The organism is Prolixibacteraceae bacterium (assembly GCA_019856515.1).
GTDB lineage: Bacteria > Bacteroidota > Bacteroidia > Bacteroidales > Prolixibacteraceae > Halosquirtibacter > Halosquirtibacter xylanolyticus.
Map to the genome: position 1 here is coordinate 3,262,742 of CP082230.1, position 20,929 is coordinate 3,283,670.

The 20,929-nt window shown below is 34.4% G+C and carries 19 protein-coding genes; 8 read left to right on the forward strand and 11 right to left on the reverse strand.

The genetic code is table 11. The features are described 5' to 3' along the window. Positions 1–11: 11 nt before the first annotated feature. Positions 12–932, forward strand: a complete 921-nt coding sequence (locus K5X82_11900) for a DUF4292 domain-containing protein (GenBank protein ID QZT35997.1) — start codon at positions 12–14, stop codon at positions 930–932. Between the two features lie 90 nt (positions 933–1,022). Next, on the forward strand, positions 1,023–2,102 hold the full coding sequence (locus K5X82_11905; protein QZT35998.1) for a peptidoglycan DD-metalloendopeptidase family protein: 1,080 nt from the start codon (positions 1,023–1,025) through the stop codon (positions 2,100–2,102). Between the two features lie 57 nt (positions 2,103–2,159). Here the strand turns inward: K5X82_11905 and K5X82_11910 are convergent, their stop codons facing one another. The 6 genes from K5X82_11910 to K5X82_11935 form a co-directional block, all read right to left on the reverse strand. Continuing rightward, a complete protein-coding gene (locus K5X82_11910) occupies positions 2,160–2,783 on the reverse strand; it encodes a lipoprotein signal peptidase (GenBank protein QZT35999.1) in 624 nt (207 codons plus the stop codon). Between the two features lie 73 nt (positions 2,784–2,856). Next, a complete protein-coding gene (locus tag K5X82_11915; protein QZT36000.1) occupies positions 2,857–3,234 on the reverse strand; it encodes a TraR/DksA C4-type zinc finger protein in 378 nt (125 codons plus the stop codon). Positions 3,235–3,344: 110 nt separating this feature from the next. Next, positions 3,345–6,773, reverse strand: a complete 3,429-nt coding sequence (ileS, locus tag K5X82_11920) for an isoleucine--tRNA ligase (GenBank protein QZT36001.1) — start codon at positions 6,771–6,773, stop codon at positions 3,345–3,347. A 132-nt stretch (positions 6,774–6,905) separates the two neighbouring features. Next, positions 6,906–7,280, reverse strand: a complete 375-nt coding sequence (folK, locus tag K5X82_11925; protein ID QZT36002.1) for a 2-amino-4-hydroxy-6-hydroxymethyldihydropteridine diphosphokinase — start codon at positions 7,278–7,280, stop codon at positions 6,906–6,908. Then, positions 7,273–7,629 (reverse strand): FolB domain-containing protein, encoded by a 357-nt coding sequence (locus K5X82_11930; protein QZT36003.1) that lies wholly within the window; start codon positions 7,627–7,629, stop codon positions 7,273–7,275. Before K5X82_11930 ends, folK begins: the two co-directional genes overlap by 8 nt. A 21-nt stretch (positions 7,630–7,650) precedes the next feature. Further along, positions 7,651–8,370: an SDR family NAD(P)-dependent oxidoreductase gene (locus K5X82_11935; GenBank protein QZT36004.1), complete on the reverse strand. Its 720-nt coding sequence runs from the start codon at positions 8,368–8,370 to the stop codon at positions 7,651–7,653. Between the two features lie 239 nt (positions 8,371–8,609). Here K5X82_11935 and K5X82_11940 point away from each other — a divergent pair, with 239 nt between their 5' ends. Beyond that, entirely contained in the window at positions 8,610–9,308 is a 699-nt protein-coding gene (locus K5X82_11940; GenBank protein ID QZT36005.1) for a Crp/Fnr family transcriptional regulator, read from the forward strand. Between the two features lie 1,147 nt (positions 9,309–10,455). Here the strand turns inward: K5X82_11940 and K5X82_11945 are convergent. Beyond that, positions 10,456–12,690, reverse strand: a complete 2,235-nt coding sequence (locus K5X82_11945; protein ID QZT36006.1) for an inorganic phosphate transporter — start codon at positions 12,688–12,690, stop codon at positions 10,456–10,458. 194 nt (positions 12,691–12,884) lie between these two features. Here K5X82_11945 and K5X82_11950 point away from each other — a divergent pair, with 194 nt between their 5' ends. The 3 genes from K5X82_11950 to K5X82_11960 all read left to right on the forward strand — a co-directional run bounded on the left by K5X82_11950 (position 12,885) and on the right by K5X82_11960 (position 15,279). Further along, positions 12,885–13,916 (forward strand): sensor histidine kinase, encoded by a 1,032-nt coding sequence (locus K5X82_11950; GenBank protein ID QZT36007.1) that lies wholly within the window; start codon positions 12,885–12,887, stop codon positions 13,914–13,916. Positions 13,917–13,975: 59 nt separating this feature from the next. Next, a complete protein-coding gene (locus K5X82_11955; protein QZT36008.1) occupies positions 13,976–14,677 on the forward strand; it encodes a response regulator transcription factor in 702 nt (233 codons plus the stop codon). Positions 14,678–14,823: 146 nt separating this feature from the next. Continuing rightward, on the forward strand, positions 14,824–15,279 hold the full coding sequence (locus K5X82_11960; protein ID QZT36009.1) for an SPOR domain-containing protein: 456 nt from the start codon (positions 14,824–14,826) through the stop codon (positions 15,277–15,279). Between the two features lie 174 nt (positions 15,280–15,453). Here K5X82_11960 and rpoN read toward each other — a convergent pair whose 3' ends face one another. From rpoN to ruvB, 3 genes are all read right to left on the reverse strand, one after another. Next, complete coding sequence (gene rpoN / locus K5X82_11965) at positions 15,454–16,911, reverse strand: RNA polymerase factor sigma-54 (protein ID QZT36010.1); 1,458 nt, start codon at positions 16,909–16,911, stop codon at positions 15,454–15,456. Positions 16,912–17,256: 345 nt separating this feature from the next. After that, the gene (locus K5X82_11970; protein ID QZT36011.1) at positions 17,257–17,865 is read right to left on the reverse strand and encodes a hypothetical protein; all 609 of its coding nucleotides are present in this window, start codon (positions 17,863–17,865) and stop codon (positions 17,257–17,259) included. Between the two features lie 101 nt (positions 17,866–17,966). Beyond that, positions 17,967–18,995, reverse strand: a complete 1,029-nt coding sequence (gene ruvB, locus K5X82_11975; GenBank protein ID QZT36012.1) for a Holliday junction branch migration DNA helicase RuvB — start codon at positions 18,993–18,995, stop codon at positions 17,967–17,969. Between the two features lie 625 nt (positions 18,996–19,620). Here ruvB and rpiB point away from each other — a divergent pair. Together rpiB and K5X82_11985 are read left to right on the forward strand one after the other, a co-directional pair. Then, positions 19,621–20,061, forward strand: coding sequence for a ribose 5-phosphate isomerase B (gene rpiB, locus K5X82_11980; protein QZT36013.1), 441 nt, complete (start codon positions 19,621–19,623; stop codon positions 20,059–20,061). Positions 20,062–20,104: 43 nt separating this feature from the next. Then, complete coding sequence (locus K5X82_11985) at positions 20,105–20,554, forward strand: Rrf2 family transcriptional regulator (GenBank protein QZT36014.1); 450 nt, start codon at positions 20,105–20,107, stop codon at positions 20,552–20,554. Here the strand turns inward: K5X82_11985 and K5X82_11990 are convergent. Further along, positions 20,543–20,923, reverse strand: coding sequence for a VanZ family protein (locus tag K5X82_11990; GenBank protein ID QZT36015.1), 381 nt, complete (start codon positions 20,921–20,923; stop codon positions 20,543–20,545). The two genes, K5X82_11985 and K5X82_11990, sit on opposite strands and share 12 nt — an antisense overlap. Positions 20,924–20,929: the final 6 nt, after the last annotated feature.

Sequence of the window (20,929 nt, forward strand, 5' to 3'; positions counted from 1 at the left end):
CTGAAAGATTAATGCAGTCAGTAGTGTTTAGATTTTTACAAACAAAGTCGGTACTTTTTATTGCTCTCATAGCAATCACAACGAGTTGTAGTACAACGAAGAGGTTACAGAAGAGTGTTACTCCAACTGCAAGTATGGAAACACTAAAACCCATTAGTGCTTCGAAGCTAATGAGGAATGTGCGAAATGCAGAGAGCTGTTATGAAACTTATGGTGCCAGAAAAGCATCTATAAGTGCAACGCTTAATGGTAGCAAAAACACATTCACGGCCTCTATAAAAGCAAAGATGGATAGCGTGATTATTATCTCTGCACAGAAGGGTATATTACCCATAGGTAAACTTCTTGCAACAGAAGATACCCTTATATTGGTAAACTACCTTGGTCGGGAAATAATGAGATCAAATTATGAACGACTGGAAGAGAATATTGGTGTCAACCTTTCTCTTTTCAAATTAGAAGATCTTTTAATGGGAAATGCACTAACCCTGCAGATCAACCCCAATGGAAGGATGTTGAAAAAATATAAAAGTTTTACAGAAGATGGTTATTATGTACTGACATCTTTAAAGCAAACCGTCTCTCGAAAAGAGAAACACAATAAAAGGAAGAAAAAGGTAGTTATAAAAAAAGAAAATAAGATATATATAGGACAAAACAAGGTAGAAGAACGTCTCTACTTTGACCCACATACGTTTAAACTTTCAAAAGTGATCTATAAAGATCTCGAAAGTAACTCTTCGACAACCATAAATATTGACAAATATGTCGAATTGGAAGGATTTTTATACCCTTCGGTGGTAACAATGACCTCTCAAAAGCAAGAGAATATTATCTTTGAACTGAAAGTGAAGTTGTATAAGATGTGGGTAGATAAAGAAAGTTCTTTTAAATTCTCAATACCCTCATCATACAAGAGTAAAGTGTTGTAGGTTATGTGGAAAAACTCTCTTCTTAAATATTTTTTATGGATATGTTGTATCCTGTCCTTCATGAGTAGTGAAGGACAAGATATCTCATCAATGAGAAAACAACAACGAAAGATACTTAGAGAGTTAAAAACGACACAGAAACTTCTTAATCAAGCTCAGAAAAATGCAGACATCTCTTTGTCTCAACTGAAGTTAATAAAGAACAGTATCAGGCAACGTCAAAACCTCATTACGAAATATGAAGATCAAATCAAGATCTACAATAGTTGTATAGAGGATTATAGCTATGTTATTACCTCATTAGATAACGACCTGACACAAGCAAAAGAGTCCTATTCTAAATTTCTCAATAAAATGAATTTGGAAGGGTCTCCAGATCAAAAGCTCATCACATTATTCACCTCTAAAGACATCAAAGATTTCTATATGAAAGAGGGGGAGGCTGCGCAATACCAAAAGATACAGACTAGAAAAATAATGTTTATTAGTTCTTTAGCAGAGACCATCTCTCGAAGTAAAGTTCTGATGAAAAAGAATCGTGATGAGGTCGAGCAGATGACCCATAGCGTCTCTCATGAATGTAAAATACTCAACAATGAATTTGTGATTGAGAACTCTTACTATCAAAACCTTAAAGACAAGGAGAGAGAACTAACTGCTATCGTATCACAGCAGAAGAGTATTGCGACCAAACTACAGAAAGAGGTTGTATCTGAGGGGGCCAACAAAGGGTATAACAATAAGACACTACAAAAAGAGTTTGAAAAACATAAAGGTAAGCTAATATGGCCTGTAGATGGCGTGGTTATTGACCATTTTGGGGTACATAGCCATACCATAATGAAGAAGTTGAAGGTAAATAACAAGTGGATTACGATCTCTACGCTACCTAAGACAAAGGTAAAAGCAGTATATGATGGAGTTGTGACTGCCGTGATGGCAATCAAACATGGTAACTTATCAGTATTTGTACGACATGGAAGTTATATCACTGTCTACTCCAATTTAAAAACAGTTTACGTCAAGAAGAACCAAACAATAAAGCTTGGGAAGACGTTAGGTGATGTGTATACAGATAGCCACAACGGAACGAATACGCTATTAAAGTTTCAGATATGGAAGATGACGGAGTGTCTGAATCCAGAAGATTGGTTATCCGATCAGATATAGTATCATAAGCAATTAAAAAAGCGATTAAAAGGTGGACTTATAATCGCTTTTTCAATCTTATGCCTTATGTACCTCTTTTTCCTCATCGAATATCTTTCGATAAAAAAGAAGTAAGATAGCAATCCCCACAGAGATAGCCGAATCAGCAATATTAAATACTGGGCTAAAGAATAAGAAGTGATTACCTCCAACCTTTGGAAACCAAGCAGGGAAGTTCCCTTCCACTAATGGAAAATATAACATATCGACCACTTTACCATAGAAGAACGTTTCATACCCTCCTCCGTCTGGAAATAGTGTGGCTATCTGCCCAAAGCTATGATCAAATATAACACCGTAGAAAGCACAATCAATGATATTCCCGATAGCTCCTGCAAGTATCAAAGATATACTTACTACTGCTCCTGTTGGAATTCCTTTTTTGATTAATTTATTTAAATAGACGATAATCGCCGCCGATGCAAATATTCTAAATATGGTAAGGAATGGTTTACCGTATTTTCCAGCAAACTCAAACCCGAAGGCCATACCATTATTCTCTACAAAATGTATTCGGAACCAATCACCAAACACATCGAACTCATCTCCCAACATCATATGTGTTTTGATCCAAAACTTTGATGCTTGGTCGATCACAAGAAGCAATAGTACAACCACAATTGCTATGTTACGCTTTGACATACAAATCTAATATTAAAAAAAAATCCGAGGAGTATTACCTCTCCTCGGATTGTCAATTTTTATTATGAAAGAATTACTTTCTGTTATTTTTCGCATCAATACTTAAAGTTGCATGAGGCACAGCTAACAAACGCTCTTTAGCAATTAACTTACCTGTTTCACGACAAACACCATAGGTTTTGTTCTCAATACGTATAAGTGCTGCCTCTAAGTGCTGAATAAATTTCTGCTGTCTCTGAGCTAACTTTCCAGCCTCCTCTTTTGATAAAGTTGCTGCCCCTTCTTCTAACACTTTGAATGTAGGAGAAGTGTCCTGTGTGTCGTTACCGTCTCTTTGGGTAATGGCATCCTTGTACAACTCATAATCATTTCTTGCCTTGTCGAGCTTACCTAGAATCACTGCTCTAAATATCTCCAGGTCTTCATCTGAGTATCTTACTTTTTCCACCATATAATAATAAAGGTTAAGAATAATTTTATGAGTTCCTATTAGATTTGATCCACTAATTTAATAAAATTATCTTTAAAACGACACACTACAACAAATGCAAACATCAATAATTAAACACGTTTAACATCAATTTTAGTTAGAACATCTGCTTCGATCTCTACCTCATGTCCTCTACCTTCTTCGATAGTATCCACTAAGTTAAGTTCTGTAGCAAGTGTCTGTTTTGATATATAATCTGTAAAGTTCTCTAATGCACTATTTAGATTTTCATGACGTTGAATAGTTATCACAACTTTGTCTGTTACATCAAAATCACTCTCTTTTCTGATATTCTGAATACGGTTAATGAACTCGCGAGCAATACCCTCTTCTCTCAACTCTTCCGTAACTGTAATATCTAAAGCAACCGTCAATGCCCCTTCGTTTGCAACCAACCATCCTGGAATATCTTCCGACATGATTTCAACATCTTCAAGAGTCAAATCTACTTGTTGCTCCTGAACTAACAACTGAAGGCTACCTTTTGTTTCGAAGAGATTGATATCATCTTGAGATAATCCATTAACAGCACCAGCTATCCCCTTCATAATCTTACCATATTTAGGACCTAAAGTCTTAAAGTTTGGCTTAATCTTCTTCTTGATAACACCTGAGTTAGCTGTAATGTATTCAACTTCTTTTATATTAACCTCTGTCAAGATAATATCTTTCACCGCTTCAAACTGCGCTTCAAAATTATTATCTAGAATAGGAACCATAATCTTTTGAAGAGGTTGTCTTACTTTCAACTTCTCCTTACGACGAAGGCTTAGTACCATAGAACAAACTTTCTGAGCAATATTCATACGCTCTTCCAGTTGCTCATCAATAAGAGTCTCATCAGTATTAGGATACTCTGCTAAGTGCACTGAACCATCGAAATCCTTGTTCGTAATGTTATTAAGGTCTCTATACAACTGATCCATAAAGAATGGAGCAATAGGTGCAGATAACTTCGCAATTGTAGACAAACAAGTATATAGCGTTTGGTAAGCAGAGATCTTATCTTGATCGTACTCACCACCCCAGAATCTCTTTCTACAAAGACGTACGTACCAGTTCGAAAGATTCTCCGTTACAAAGTCATTTATAGCACGACCTGCTCTTGTTGGCTCATATGCTTCTAATGCTCCGTTCACCTCTTTCACCAAACTGTTCAATAGAGATAATACCCAACGATCTATCTCAGGGCGTTTCTCCATTTCAATATCAGGCTCGCTATATGTGAATCCGTCCACATTAGCATACAAAGAGAAGAAACTATATGTGTTATAAAGTGTACCGAAGAACTTACGACGCACTTCCTCTACACCGTTCACATCGAACTTCAAGTTATCCCATGGTTGAGAATTTGTGATCATATACCAACGAAGTGGATCTGATCCATATTTCTCAATAGTCTCAAATGGATCAACAGCATTACCAAGACGCTTAGACATCTTGTTTCCTTTTGCATCCAAAACCAAACCATTAGATATGATATTTTTGAAAGCAACAGAATCATTGATCATTGTAGATATCGCATGAAGCGTAAAAAACCATCCACGTGTCTGGTCAACCCCTTCTGCGATAAAGTCAGCAGGATAAACCTCACCGAAGTTCTCTTTATTTTCAAATGGATAGTGCATCTGAGCAAATGGCATTGCTCCAGAATCAAACCATACATCAATCAAATCTAGTTCACGAGTCATCTTATGACCACTCTCTGAAACAAGAAAGATATCATCTACATATGGACGGTGAAGGTCAATCTTCTCATAATTCTGTTTCGAATACTCTCCAACGATAAATTCATCGTATGGATTCTTTTCCATGAAACCAGCCTCAATAGATTTCTCTATTTCAGCCATCAACTCTTCTACCGAACCGATACATTTCTGCTCTGTGCCATCTTCTGTTCTCCAAATAGGAAGAGGAGTTCCCCAATAACGAGATCTTGAAAGATTCCAATCAACAAGATTCTCTAACCAGTTACCAAAACGTCCTGTTCCTGTAGATGCAGGTTTCCAGTTGATTGTTTTATTTAGTTCGATCAAACGATCTTTAACCGCAGTTGTTTTAATAAACCAACTATCCAATGGATAATAAAGTATCGGTTTATCAGTTCTCCAACAATGAGGATAGTTATGGACATGTTTCTCTACTCGGAAGGCTTTATTCTCCTTCTTCAACATCACCGAGATATCCACATCCAAAGAAGGATCTTTTTCTGTTAGCTCTTTATCGTATGCATTCTTCACATAACGACCAGAGAACTCTTTATAAAGATCTACATCTACATTTGAAGCAACCCACTCCGTATCAAGGTCTTCAATAGGAAATAGACGTCCTTGCTTATCCACCATTGGTTGTTGCTTGCCCTCTTTGTCTAAAAGAAGCATTGGTGCAATCCCAGCAACCTTAGCAACACGGTCATCATCTGCTCCGAAAGTAGGTGCAATATGAACAATACCTGTACCATCTTCAGTGGTCACGTAATCACCAAGTATCACACGGAAAGCATCTCCATCAGGTTTCATCCAAGGAATCAACTGCTCATATGAGATACCTGCTAAATCAGTTCCTTTATATTCAGCAACCACTTCGAATGGAATACTCTTTGCTCCTGTCTCATAGCTATCGAAATCTAGACCTTCATTCTTCTCAGGGAAGAATTTACGATAAAGATCTTTAGCCACCATAACAGACACTGGTGTTCCGGTATAAGGGTTATAAGTACGAACTTGTACATACTGAATGTTTGGACCTACAGCTAGTGCAGTATTAGAAGGTAACGTCCAAGGAGTGGTAGTCCAAGCCAAGAAAAACAGATCTTCATTACCAAAGAATTTCTCAGACTTATCATTACGAACCACTTTAAACTGGCCAACACATGTAGTATCTTTTACGTCACGATAAGTACCCGGTTGATTCAATTCATGTGAACTTAAACCAGTTCCCGCAGCAGGAGAGTATGGTTGAATTGTATAACCTTTATACAACATGTCTTTATTGAAAAGCTCTTTCAATAAGTTCCACAACGTCTCAATGTAACGGTTATCATAAGTGATATATGGATCATCCATATTCACCCAATATCCCATTTTATGTGTTAGATCTTCCCATAGATCGGTATATTTCATCACCTCTCTACGACAAGCTGCATTATATTCTTCTACGGTAATCTTCTTACCAATATCTTCTTTTGTAATACCAAGAGTTTTTTCAACACCTAATTCTACTGGCAAACCATGTGTATCCCATCCTGCTTTACGTTTCACTTGGAATCCTTTCATTGTCTTGTAACGACAGATAAGATCCTTTAATGAACGAGAGATAACGTGGTGAATACCTGGTTGACCATTAGCTGAAGGGGGACCTTCATAAAATACAAAGGTTGGTTTTCCTTCGCGTGTCGACATACTTTTATGGAAAGTATCATCTTTCTCCCAGTATTTTAATACATCTTTATTAATTTGAGAGAGATCGAAATTTTTATATTCTCGAAACTTATTACTCATGATATTATATGGTATTACCTCTATTTTTATCGTTAATCACACAAAGATATAATTTTTTTCTATCCATACACCTAGAACAATTTGACTCCTAAGTGTTTTGAATTAACAAATATCGGTTTTACCATATATAGGTTACCATTTCATAAGCTGATCTGTATGTTTTTTAAGAAAATCTCGACTATAATAGTCTTCATCTACCACCTCATCATTCCAAACAACAATATCTAAATCAATGGTTCTAGGACCATACTTTTCCGTCGTTCTATCACGAAGGAGCAGGTCCTCTACCTCTTTCAAGTAAATCTTAAAACCGTCTTGTGAAAACCATGTCTCTATTTTCATGGCTGCATTGTGGAAATTTGGTTGATCTATAATACCTAATGGTTGTGTCTCTTCAACGTGAGTGACTTCCAATAAGCGATGTTTCAATGATACTGATAAAACCGCTTCAGGGATATTTAATTCAGGTTGAATATTCGACCCGATTGATACTATAACTCTATTCATGAGAAGAATGTTTTTGGACAAGTATAGAAACTGATTCAGTAAACCTCAATGCACATGGTTTTTCGATCTCCACTTCAACAAATGAGACACGATGGTCTTCTAGAATCAAATTGGCCACATCATCGGTAAGTTTTTCCAATAACAAAAAACGTCTATTCTCTACAAAATTTATAATTTGTTTAGTTATCGTTTTATAATTGTAAATATTCGAAATATCATCCTCTGACATGGATGAATGAAATGGGACATTGATCTTGAGATGAATGAAGACATCTTGTTTTTTGTCCTGTTCACCATCATGAAAACCAATATATGTCCTTAAATGTAATTTTTTAATTCCTATTTGCATTATGTGTATAATTGTTAATCATTAAACCAAATGTTCGCCACCATCACAATATATTGTCTGGCCTGTAGCCCATTCATTATCTATAAGAAACACTAGGGCTGACAATATCGATTGTACTCCTGGCGCGATTTTTAATGGGGTCTCTAGCACCTCTTTATGGAACTTCTCTGCATTACCATGTTTGGAAGGTAAAATCATACCAGGAAGAATGGCATTCACACGAAAGCCTGGAGCCATAGCAAGTGACAACATATAGGTTGCCTCTAGAAGGGATTTTTTAGATAGTATATATGAAAGATAAGCAGATTGTTTATTTGTCACAGCTTGATCAACAATAGTAACAACCTGTCCTTTAACGGCTTGCTTCGAGAACCACTTTGTTATTAACAATGGTTGAAAAAGATGAATACTAAAGTGATCTTGCAGTGAATTAAACGAAACATTTGTCAGATCATCCGGTTCAAATATCGATGCATTATGAATTAGCAGATTCACAATAACACATTTCGAATCACAAAATTGTGATAGTTCATCCACAAAAGTAGGGCATCTTAAGTCACCTTGAAAAGAGAAGAATTGAAGATTCGAGTAGCTCTCCTCAAGTTCTTTTTTCAATGATTCCACACCATTATAATCATTGGAATAATGTAAAATAAGAGAGTAACCAATAGAGGCTAATTTCAAACTTATCTCTCTTCCAATACGTCGACTACTACCTGTTACTAAAGCAAGCTTATGCATATCAAATTGTCTTATGATTACTCCATTTTTATATAAAACAACCGATGAATTACAAAAGTTCTTACCTAATGATATATTTCATGATTTACATAACAGAAAAGCATGGTGTAAATTCTGTTATATAACAGTAATAACCTTATAAATAAACAGTTATTTCTCCTTTTTGAGGCTTTTTTTCTCCAACCTTTTGTTATACTTTTACATTCAATCTAATTGATCCAACAAACTAAATGCTTACTATGAAGAGTTATATTCACCCCCTCCAAGAAGAGTATGATTTATCTACATTTAACTTTTTTAAGTCATTAACACCTGACGAATTAAAGTTATTAGAAAGTCAAGCTTCTACTAGTCAATATAAAAAAGGCGATGTAGTTTATCATGAAGGGAAACGCCTAACTGGCTTCTATTGTATCATGAGTGGTGTACTCAAGATTATTAAAACAGGTAGTGACGGTAAAGAGCAGATTATACGATTTGTAACCAAAGGAGATATTATCGCTTATCGTTCGCTTCTGAGTAAAGAAGGAGCGTGTACTACTGCAAAAGTTATTGAACAAGCTGTTTTGGTGCATGTACCATATAATGCTTTGACATCTATTCTTTCTACTAACCATAGATTCACATTGAATACTTTACAGGTGGTGTGTAAAGAACTAAAGGATGCCAATAACTATATCACAGATATTGCACATAAGACAGTAAGAGAGAGAGTCGCAGAAGTACTAATAATGCTTCGTGATAAATTTGGTGTAAATAAAGATAATGTACTGCAAGTTTCTTTAACTAGAGAAGAGATTGCAAATATGGTCGGAACTGCCACCGAATCAGTAATTCGACTACTCTCAGAGTTTAAACATGATAAGATTATAGAGATAAAAGGAAGAGAAATTAAATTCGTTAACCTTCCTAGATTGACACGAATTGCTAATATGTAATCGAAATCAATCTTGTCAATAGATATTTTTAAGAGGCTTACACGATCAAGTGTAAGCCTCTTTTGTTTTATTATTTTCTATAGTTGGTCACTTACGCAAGTGTAAATAAGTAGGAAGTGGGCTCTTTCCAAAACTTAGTGGTTCACCATATTAAATAGAACAAAGCTCATATACCATTATCACATCCGACACATCAATATCACCTTACTCTTACCAACAAGCTACTTGCTCCTGCTTTTCCCCTGAGATGGCTCGAAGTTCATTCAAAGTTCACTCGAAGTTCATTCATCGATTTCCCTATTTGGGTGAGGGAATTTCGAATATACTTGGAATGACATCCAAGAAAAAGCAGGTAATAGTAGCATGTTAGTCAGGTGATGGCGGCTTTAAGGGTTCTTTATGAATCTCTATTTATCTAAAATGTCTTAATCTCGCAGGTTGTATCCTTTAGGACAATATTTCAATGATTTGTGATCTTCTTCCATCTTGAATATGTTGTCCAATAATTGCACAGCTTTAATAGGCATCTAAACTCTTCTATGTTACTAATTTTGGCGATATATGGCATCGAGAATACAGGAGTCTGCTTGCAATCGATTCTGTTTCCTAGCTCGAGCTACGTGTTCCTATGAGGGTGCATAAAGACCATGAATTACCCTATTAAGATTGTTCATGATTCTTATGATAACTAAGATCAGAAAAGTGCTTCTACTTTAGGAAATAACCGACATCTTAGATAAGGTTTCCTTCGTAGTTTATTGATACTTCAAGGATACTTCGTTGATAGTTCATTCATCAAAAATGTTTAATAGATCAATATTCTATTGTCACACTATAGGTTTGGTGATGCAAAAGAGTTAAGAAACCATAACGATATGTGTTCGTGATGGTTATGATGAAATTATTATAGTAATGGGTTCAAAAAGCTTAAACCTACAATAAACGATGGTCTGTTTGTTGTAATTTAATTGGAGAATATAACGTTGCATTGATGATTTGGTTGCAACGATATGTGGTTACCCACAAGTTTCGGAAAGAGCCAATAAGTAATGAGAGATAATGAGAAAAGAGAATTCATCGAAATGAATTCTCTTTTTAGATATTTGATGATTAATCGCAATTTCCATATGGGATAAGGCTGATCATCTTAAATTGATTTCTTTGAATAATGAACAAAGTCTCTATATGCTTTTGCAATATTTACTGAGTGGAAAAGCAGATTCTTAGATTCTGACAAAATATTAAAGAATAGTACTGAATTACGGGTATTAACCTCTTTCTTCTTAATTCTTTTAATCTGAAGCTTTTCAAGCTCTGACATAAACTCAAGTACCTCTCCACGTTCGTTGATAAGTTCATCAATTTTATCAAAACGCTCTTCTTTAACTACATGTATTACTGAATTGTAGAAGTCATTGACTTTATTAACAAGTTGTATTAACTCTTCAGCTTGAACATCTACAAAAGGTCTATGATTATTGCTGATATGCTCATAAAGCGGAGTGATGATATAATTCAATGAATGTGATAACTCACGAAGATAATCGACGATCTGCACATAATAGTGACCTGTTTCAACAGAGTCTGCTTGAAGCCTTAGAACAACACTATTTACGTTATTCTTCCACTTTTTAGTTTTCTGACTTAAATAGTCAACCTCTTCTAATATCTCTTTGATATTTTTGCGATCTTCATTTAGGAAGCTTTCAATTGCAACAAGATAGCCTTTTGAAGTTATCAACACAGAGTTAGTAACTCTTTGCTTGCTCTTTTCTAGCACTTTAGTCGTCTCTAAAACCTCTTCTGTTAACTCTTCTTCCTCTTCGTTATCATTGTCTTTTTTACTCTTAAAAGTAGATTTAAACACCAAGAATATAGCTAAAGCTAAGAATAAGAATACTGTTCCATCACCAACAACACTAATAGTTGCTCCGATGATCGCTGCACTCGAGAAAGCAACAATGGCAGTCATAAACCATCCACCTACAACAGTAAAAACACCAGAGATACGATAAACGGCAGACTCTCTATCCCAGGCTTTGTCAGCAAGGGAAGTACCCATAGCTACCATAAAAGTTACGTATGTCGTAGAGAGAGGCAGTTTATAAGAAGTACCTATCGATATCAAGATACTAGCAACCACCAGATTTACAGAGGCACGAATAAGATCAAAAGCAGTGTCATCTTCATTTTTTGGTTGTTTTGTAAAACGCTTTCTAATACGTCCTTTAATACCTTCAGCAACTATTTTACCTAACCCTTGAGAGACAGAAATGGAAGATCTTACAATGGCTCTAGATACTGCTGACGATTCAAAACGTTCTTCAGATTCTCCTTGATTAGATAGGTTAAGAGAAGTGGCAATCACTTTCTTTGCTTTCTTCGAAGTGATCAAAGTAACGATCATGATAATACCAGCAATCAACAGCATATATGTTTCTGTTTCTACTGGTTTAGTAAGAATAGACATCGACATCGCATCTGGAGCTAATCCTGATACTCTCCATGCATTGAATGACTCAAAACCAGCTAAAGGAACTCCGATGAAGTTAACCAAGTCATTACCAGCAAATGCCATTGCAAGTGCAAATGTACCAATCAAAACAACGACCTTCAAGATATTTACCTTCTTAAATATCATCGAAATCAATTGGAGGATCACAGTACAAGAAATAAAACAGATGCTAATGATTGTTGTCGTATGGCTTTTGATATACTTTACATGTTCTGGATCAATCCAAGATGCACCTTTTGCTCCTTTAATAAGTATAAAGTATGTAATAAATGCTAGGCAAAGTCCACCAAAGATAGAGCCGTAGTATTTGATCTTCTTATCGAACTTAAATGTAAAGATCAAACGCGTTATCCATTGAACTAAAGCTCCAATGGAGAAGGCTATAACGACAGAGAATAGTATGCCAAATATAATGGCCAACGCTTTATCTGTATTAATATATTGGTGAATATCAGCAATAGACTGCCCTAAGTTTGATATTTTCACCAATGCAACAGCTACAGAAGAACCTAGTAATTCAAATACAATTGATACAGTTGTAGAAGTAGGTAGTCCCAATGAGTTAAAGAGGTCTAATAAGATAATATCGGTAATCATGACTGTGACAAATATGATCATAATCTCATTGAACATGAACATATTTGGATTCATAATACCCTTACGAGCCACCTCCATCATCCCACTAGAGAATGTGGCCCCAACTAAAATACCCAAACTCGCTACGGCAAAGATGACCCATTTGGGTGCAGCCTTTGATCCAATAGCCGAATTTAAGAAGTTTACTGCATCATTACTAACCCCCACTATAAGGTCAGAAATCGCCAAGGCGAACAGTATAACTACTAGCGTTAAATAAAACGTTTCCATGAATAAATAATTAATTTGGTTTTTTGATTTTATGACTGCAATTACCTTATTTGAAATTACTTGAATGTTAAATCAATTTGATTTATTTGTTAGACATTTTGATACTGTTAAGTTTAGGTTAACTGCCATGTTATATAATATTTTTTGCTCATCTTTGGATGATTAAATAGATCTTGAATAATTCGCATAACTACATGAAATCCTATACGTTAAAAAGCTTGTCAGTATATTTGTCTCTAGCACTGACTTTGATATTCGTTGTATTTCTTACAATCAACTTTGTTTACCATCGATTATGGTTTTTATGTATCTCTGTACCTATACTTTTTGTTGTTACCATACTCATTGTTAACTATATCTTAAACAGTTTGGTCTACGATAAGTTGAAACCTATCTATAAAATTGTTCGTTCTATCCCTGTGTCGGATAGAAAAACGAAAAATAACTTAATGAATTCGATCGATTTGATCAATGAAGTACATAGAGAAGTAGAGGAGTGGTCACACCTTAAAATAGCTGAAATTAAACGTCTTAAAGGGTTAGAGAAATACCGTAAGGACTATATCGGAAATGTTTCTCACGAACTTAGAACTCCTATCTTCAATATTCAGGGATATGTATTGACCCTGCTTGATGGTGGAATGGACGATCCAAAGATTAATAAACTATATCTTGAAAGAACAGAAAAGAGTGTAGATAGAATGATATCTATAGTTGATGATTTAGAATCGATCACAAAACTTGAAGCGGGAGAGTTGAAACTTAATAGAACTAGATTTGATATCGTACAGTTGGCACAAGAGGTTTTTGACCTTGAGGAGAGAGAGTCCACTGAGAGGAATATTACGCTTCGTTTCGGTAAAATTTTTGAAAAACCTATTACTGTTTATGGAGATCGAATGAAGATATTTGATGTCTTAAGAAACCTTATTGGTAATGGGGTGAAATACGGTTCAAAAGGAGGATTTGTGAAGGTTGGTTTCTACGATATGATGGATCATATTATGGTAGAGATTACTGACAATGGCGTTGGTATTGAGAATGATCATGTACATCGTATCTTTGAACGATTCTATCGAATTGATAAAAGTAGATCAAGAAAAGAGGGTGGGACAGGTTTAGGTCTAGCCATCGTGAAACATATATTAGAAGCTCATAACCAATCTATTCAGGTAAAAAGTGCCCTAGATAAAGGAAGTACATTTACTTTTACCTTAGAGAAATAGATTACGACTTTTATCATCTTTTTTATGTATATTTGATTACATCCAAAACAATATTAAAAATGAGTGACGATTACAGCAAATACACGATTCTACTTGTGGATGACGAAGAAGATATTCTTGAATTCATTAGCTATAACTTACGTAGAGAAGGATTTAATGTACATACCGCAAGAAATGGAGAAGAAGCAATCCAACAAGCTACAAAATATAGTCCTCATCTGATTATCCTAGATGTGATGATGCCAGAAATGGATGGGATTGTTGCTTGTGAAGAGATTCGTAAAATCCCTTCATTAAAGGGATGTATCATTGCTTTCCTTACAGCAAGAGGCGAAGATTATTCACAAATTGCTGGTTTCGAAGCGGGAGCGGATGATTATATTACGAAACCAATCCGTCCAAAAGTGTTGATAAGTCGTGTTAAAGCACTGCTTAAAAGACATGATTCTAACACAGTGGAGGCTGTCGAAGATAAAAATATCCTTAAGATAAGTGATCTCATTATTGACAAAGAGAAATATCTTTTGATCAAAGATGAGAAGGAGATGATCTTACCTCGTAAAGAGTTTGAATTACTCTCTTTATTGGTATCAAAATCAGGTAAAGTATTTACTAGAGAGGAGATATATAATACGGTGTGGGGAGACAATGTTATTGTTGGTGATCGAACTATTGATGTACACATCCGTAAGCTTAGAGAAAAAATTGGTAGTGAGCATATTAAAACACTCAAAGGTGTTGGGTATAAATTTGTTGAATAACATATTTTTTTATCTTAAATTCATTACATTCTTTAGTTACTTTACCATAGGAAGAAAAAGGAATCAAACTTTTAGTTTAGGGAGATTGTTATATATGATAGTAGATCACCCTAATTGAATCTATGTCAAGAATTAAAGAATACGCTATGAAACGAATTTTTTCACTTTTCGCCATTGTCTTTTCTGTTACATTTTGGGGGTGTAAAGAGAAGAAAGTAAAGGAGGTCCCCAAAGAAGTTCCTGTTATTGAGGAGGTTGTTACTGAAGTTGTGACTCCTATTGAAGAAACCATAGAAGTTGAAGAAACAGTGGTTATAAGAGGAGTCAACCTTAAGGATCGATACTTTATTATTGTTGGAAGTTATAATATTTACAACAATGCTGAGGTCTTAAAAACTGAGCTAATAAAGCTAGGCTACAGTCCTGTTGTATTCATGCAAGATGAGAATGGTCAGTTCAAAGTAGCTATCGAATCATTCCAATCACTAAAGCAGGCTGAAAATGAGATGTCGAATCTTATGAAAGGAAAGAAACTATTGAAACACAGTTGGATCTTCAAACGAAAAGGAGAGATTAAACCATTCAATAAAAACCCAATTTAATAATGTGGTTATTTAATTAAAAGAAAAAGGAAGGAGACTGGACTAGATCCATTACTCTTTCCTTTTTCTTTTATACATATTGTATATATCGATATAACAAACTATATGTCAGTCGAATAAAATCATATATAGAACATTTAATCTGAGTTATCAACAATGTGTATTATCTATCTACTATATTTCTTTACGTAATCTAGCTACTGGATATCCCATCTGTTCACGATATTTCGCAATCGTTCTACGAGCAACATTATAACTCTTGCTCTTAAGTATATCTGAGAGCTTTTGATCTGTTAATGGCTTCTTCTTATTCTCTCCCTCGATGAACTCTTTAAGAATTTGCTTAATCTCCCTTGTTGAAACCTCTTCTCCATCATCCTTCTGCATTGCTTCAGAAAAGAAATATTTCACTTGAAATGTGCCAAAATGGGTCTGGATATATTTGCTATTCGAGACACGCGATATTGTTGAAACATCTAAACCCGTACGATCAGCAATATCTTTCAATATCATCGGCCTTATTTTAGTTTCATCACCATCCATAAAATATTCTCTTTGATAATTGATGATCGCATTCATTACCAATAGAAGTGTCTGCTGGCGTTGTCTAACAGCATCTATGAACCATTTTGCAGAGTCTAATTTCTGTTTAACAAAGAGAGCTGTATCTTTCTGTTGAGAACTACTTTTCCTTCCTGTTGCTTTGTAATCCTTTAGAATGTTAGAATAGGTGTTGTTAACTCTTAATTCCGGGACATTACGTTGATTTAGTGATAAGACCAGCTCCCCATCAACAAGTTCAAGAATAAAATCAGGAATAATGGCTTGGCTAGTTCTACCTATTGTATTGCTAAAAGAACTTCCAGGCTTTGGATTAAGCTTTAGTACCTCTTGGATTGCGTCCTTAAGCATTTCATCATCAATATCTAATCGCTTAATTAATTTATCGTAATGCTTCTTAGAGAATTCATCGAAATGGTCTTTAATAAGCTCTGTAGCAACTGCAATGACTGGGTCTGATGCATTTTTACGTAACAGTTGAAGTAACAGACACTCTCTTAAATCAGAAGCTCCTACACCAGAAGGATCTAAGGTTTGTATTTTAGATAGAACCTTAGCTAATTCATCTTCATCTGTATGGATATTTTGCATAAAAAGAAGATCGTCCATAATAGACTCTAAATCTCTTCTTAGATAGCCATCTTCATCAATATTGCCGACAATATTTTCAGCTAATATCATCTCCTCATCATTCAAGTCAATAAGACTAAGCTGCTCCATTAATATTTCATGAAATGAAGCTCCCTCAGTTAATGGCATCTCTTGTGTTTTATCATCAGAGGAGTAGTTGTTTGCTTGATACTTATAAGAGGGAATATCTTCTTCATTCAAGTAATCATCAACTGAAAATTCTTCATTATCGGAATCAGAATTCGATTTTAAATCTCCATTATAATCGTCATCGATATCTTCAGAACTAGACCTCTCAAGTTCTAATACTGGGTTTTCCTCTAATTCTTTCTTGATTCTTTGCTCTAACTGCATCGTAGGTAATTCAAGCAATTTAATCACTTGAATTTGCTGAGGAGACAACTTCTGAAGAAGCTTCTGTTGTAAACTTAACTTTTGCATATATTATTTCCCTTACTTATGCACTTCAACTTAATAACACAAACTCATATCATCTAATATATTTAGTTTAACTCTGTTACACTACAAAATATTTTCAACATCATATACTAGATGGGAAATAGACTATAATTAATGAAGTGAGATATCCACAAAAATAGATATCAACATTTGTTATATCCATCTCAATAGGAACAAAATACCAATAAATAAGGAACTATACTAAATCTATGAAAACAAAAACGTTTATTATACTACAACTGATTGATAGTAAATCTATTAATTTAAATAAAAAAAGGATTACTCATATGAAGTAATCCTTTTTTATGTATCTCTTTTTTTAATACCTTATTTGATATTTGAGTGACTTGAACCACCATCTTTTCCAATAGCTCTATCATACTCTCTCCACATAATATCTCTTAACTGTTCATTATCTGGACTCTTTTTAACGGCTTTGTAAGCTTTAATAAAACGAGGGTGCTTTCGATAGATAATCTCAATAGATGATACTCCTGAGATATACCAAACCACACAACCCAATATTAACCATACAAAGACTCGTTTAAATACCCTTGAGATATATACACGTTTCTCTTTCTTATAGACTATAATTTCTGATACTGCTACAAAAAGTAGTAGAAGCATTCCTATAAGTACTATCACATTATTACTTGTGATAAAAATTAAGTGTTCTGCAGCTCCTACACATGTAATAAAAAGGCCAATACCAGCAAAAAGGGACATTCGTTTCGTTATTGGATCATACTGACATGTGGCATTATCTTTTTTAATAAAGCTGTAGTCTCGAAAGCGGATAAAACTCCAAATGAGGTAAAAAACTCCCAAGGCACCGAGAGCAATTCCCTCTAGAAGATATCCATTATTTACTAGCATTACCCGAAAGACAATGCCAATAAATAGTACAAATTCTAAAATTTTCTCTAACGTTCTCATTATTGAAGTGTTGTTTTCTTATAGAGTGTCACTATAAAAAGTTGTTGACAATAGAGAACAAAAGTATATATTTTACTCTTTATATTATTATGTTATCGATATTAAAATAACTTATAATTAGAACTATCATCTATTGAAGCCCTTCCTAAATGTGTATATGCCAACTCTGTAACCTCTCGTCCACGAGGTGTTCTCTTAATAAAACCTTCTTTTATTAAGAACGGTTCATATACCTCTTCAATTGTTCCAGCATCTTCTCCAACAGCAGTAGCAATGGTTGATATTCCAACAGGACCACCTTTAAATTTATCAATGATCGTAGCTAAAATCTTATTATCCATTTCATCAAGACCATATTTGTCAATATTTAATGCCTCTAAAGCATAACGAGTTATTTCAATATTAATTTGCCCATTTCCTTTAACCATTGCAAAGTCTCTTACCCTTCTAAGCAAGCTATTCACAATACGTGGCGTACCTCTACTTCTAAACGCAATTTCATGCGCTGCAGCTTCATCAATAGGTACATTGAGTAGAGCGGATGATCGGACCACAATTTTTGTTAATACATCAATATCATAATACTCAAGATGACTATTAATCCCAAATCGAGCTCTTAAAGGGCTTGTTAATAACCCTGATCTAGTTGTTGCCCCTATTAAAGTGAAAGGGTTGATTTCAATCTGTATTGACCTAGCACTAGGCCCTTTATCTATCATGATATCAATACGGAAATCTTCCATCGCGGAATATAAATACTCTTCAACGATAGGAGATAATCGATGGATTTCATCAATAAAAAGCACATCATGTGGTTCTAAGTTAGTTAATAGACCTGCCAAGTCTCCTGGTTTGTCTAAAACAGGACCTGAAGTAATCTTAAGACCTACATTTAATTCGTTAGCGATGATATTAGATAAAGTAGTTTTTCCTAAACCAGGTGGGCCATGGAGAAGGACATGATCAAGAGCTTCCTCTCTCATTTTGGCAGCTTCAACAAAAATCTCTAGATTATCAACGATTTTTTTTTGACCTTTAAAGTCATCAAAGGATAATGGTCGTAACTTGTTGTTTAAGTCACTATCCGAATCAAATGTCTTCTCTTCTCTAAAATCAAAATTATCATCCATAACACTAAAAATATTTTTTACAAAAATAGTGGTTATTGACTTAACTAATGAATTTTTGGGTCAGAAGTTATTCAACGTTTTCCAACTCTCTTTTTATTATATCATATACTTTTAATTCTTATATGTATATTTAATAAAAGGAAAAGAATATAATAATAATAGGCTGTTGATGTAGTGTAAAAAGATTTTTGTTGGGATTTTGATTTTACGTGATTAACTTTCAATTAACAATTAGTGATAGTTTTTACACATGTTAATGATCTGATTATTAGATATACGTTAAGGTTATCTTACAATGTTGTGGGAAGGTTATCAATAGTTGTTAGTGATATTTTTGACTACAAAATAATGTGTGTTTCGCGTTCGATTAATGTCATTAAATATATGCATTAAAATTTGGATAGTATGAGAATCTACCTATGTTTTGAAGGATCTAATAAAACAAAAAAAGAAAACAGTTTTTTGTAATCAACTTTTCACCCTCTTATCACTACTTGATACACATCTTTGTAACAATGATTGTTGGTTTTTTTAATAATTCACTAAATAGTAAACGATTATTACTTGATAATTAAGATTGTTTTATCTCTTTTTATTAGATTTGCATTCTAAAATGTAATACGAGATGAATAAAATTGCAATTGCTTGCGATCATGCAGGATACGAAAGAAAGATAGATGTTATCAAGTATTTAAATGAGCAAGGTTTTGAAGTAGTTGACTTTGGATGTAACTCATTAGATAGCTGTGACTACGCTGATTATGTACATCCTTTGGCTTCAAAAATTGATAAAGGCGAGCTAAAAAGGGGGATTATTATTTGTGGAAGTGCTAACGGTGTTAATATGACTGCAAATAAATATCAAAATGTTAGATCTGCTTTGTGTTGGCAGAGTGAGATTGCTGAATTAGCTAGATCACACAATGATGCAAATGTTTGTGCAATTCCAGCTAGGTTCACTTCATTAGAGGTATCACTAGATATTGTAAAGACATTTCTGAATACAGATTTTGAAGGAGGTCGTCATACTCGTAGAGTTGAGAAAATCGCAATTCAAAAGCAGTAATAATTATTATCATTGAAATTGTCTATTTAAATACTCTGAACCTATGTTGTCAAATACATGTAAATATGCAGTTAGAGCTGTAATATATCTTGCTTCTGGTTTTGATGGTGATCATAAGTATGGAATAAAGAAAATTTCGGAAGATCTAAAGATACCATCACCTTTTTTAGGAAAGATATTACAAAAACTTGTTAAGTCAGGAGTCTTGAATTCCAACAAAGGACCTAATGGAGGATTTTGTTTATCAAAGGATCCAAACCTTATCACATTATTTGATGTGGTAAATGTCATTGATGGAAAGGATTTCTTTGAACAATGCTTAATTTGTGATATGACTTGTTCTGAAAGAGAAGAACATGATGATTTTTGTGCATTACATCTTGGCTTTAAGGATATTAGAGAAGATATCACCAACCTGTTTAAAAATAAAATGATTGGTGAATTGTTAGATGATGCGAATAATGATCAAACTCCTGCAAATCTAAGATTTTGATAATTGACTCTTTTTATAGAGTATTTTAAATAGTATTATGCCGATGATTGCACCTATTGTATTGGCTGCAGCATCGGCAAAACTAGGAGAGCGTTCGAAAGGAAGCAATCCTTGTATTACTTCGATACCAATACCGAATGATATTGCAATAAGAAGTGTAAATCGTTTTTTCCACTTCTTGTATGATACTGCACTGAGCAGATAGGTAAATCCAATATAGAAAACCATATGAACAATTTTATCAATATTTGGGATTCTTACATTTGGTACTTCGTTCGATGGCATGAGGCATCCATAAAGGATAATACCACACCACAAAACAAAAAAGTATTTGGCATACTTAATAGAGATGTCAATTAATTTTATCATATACTC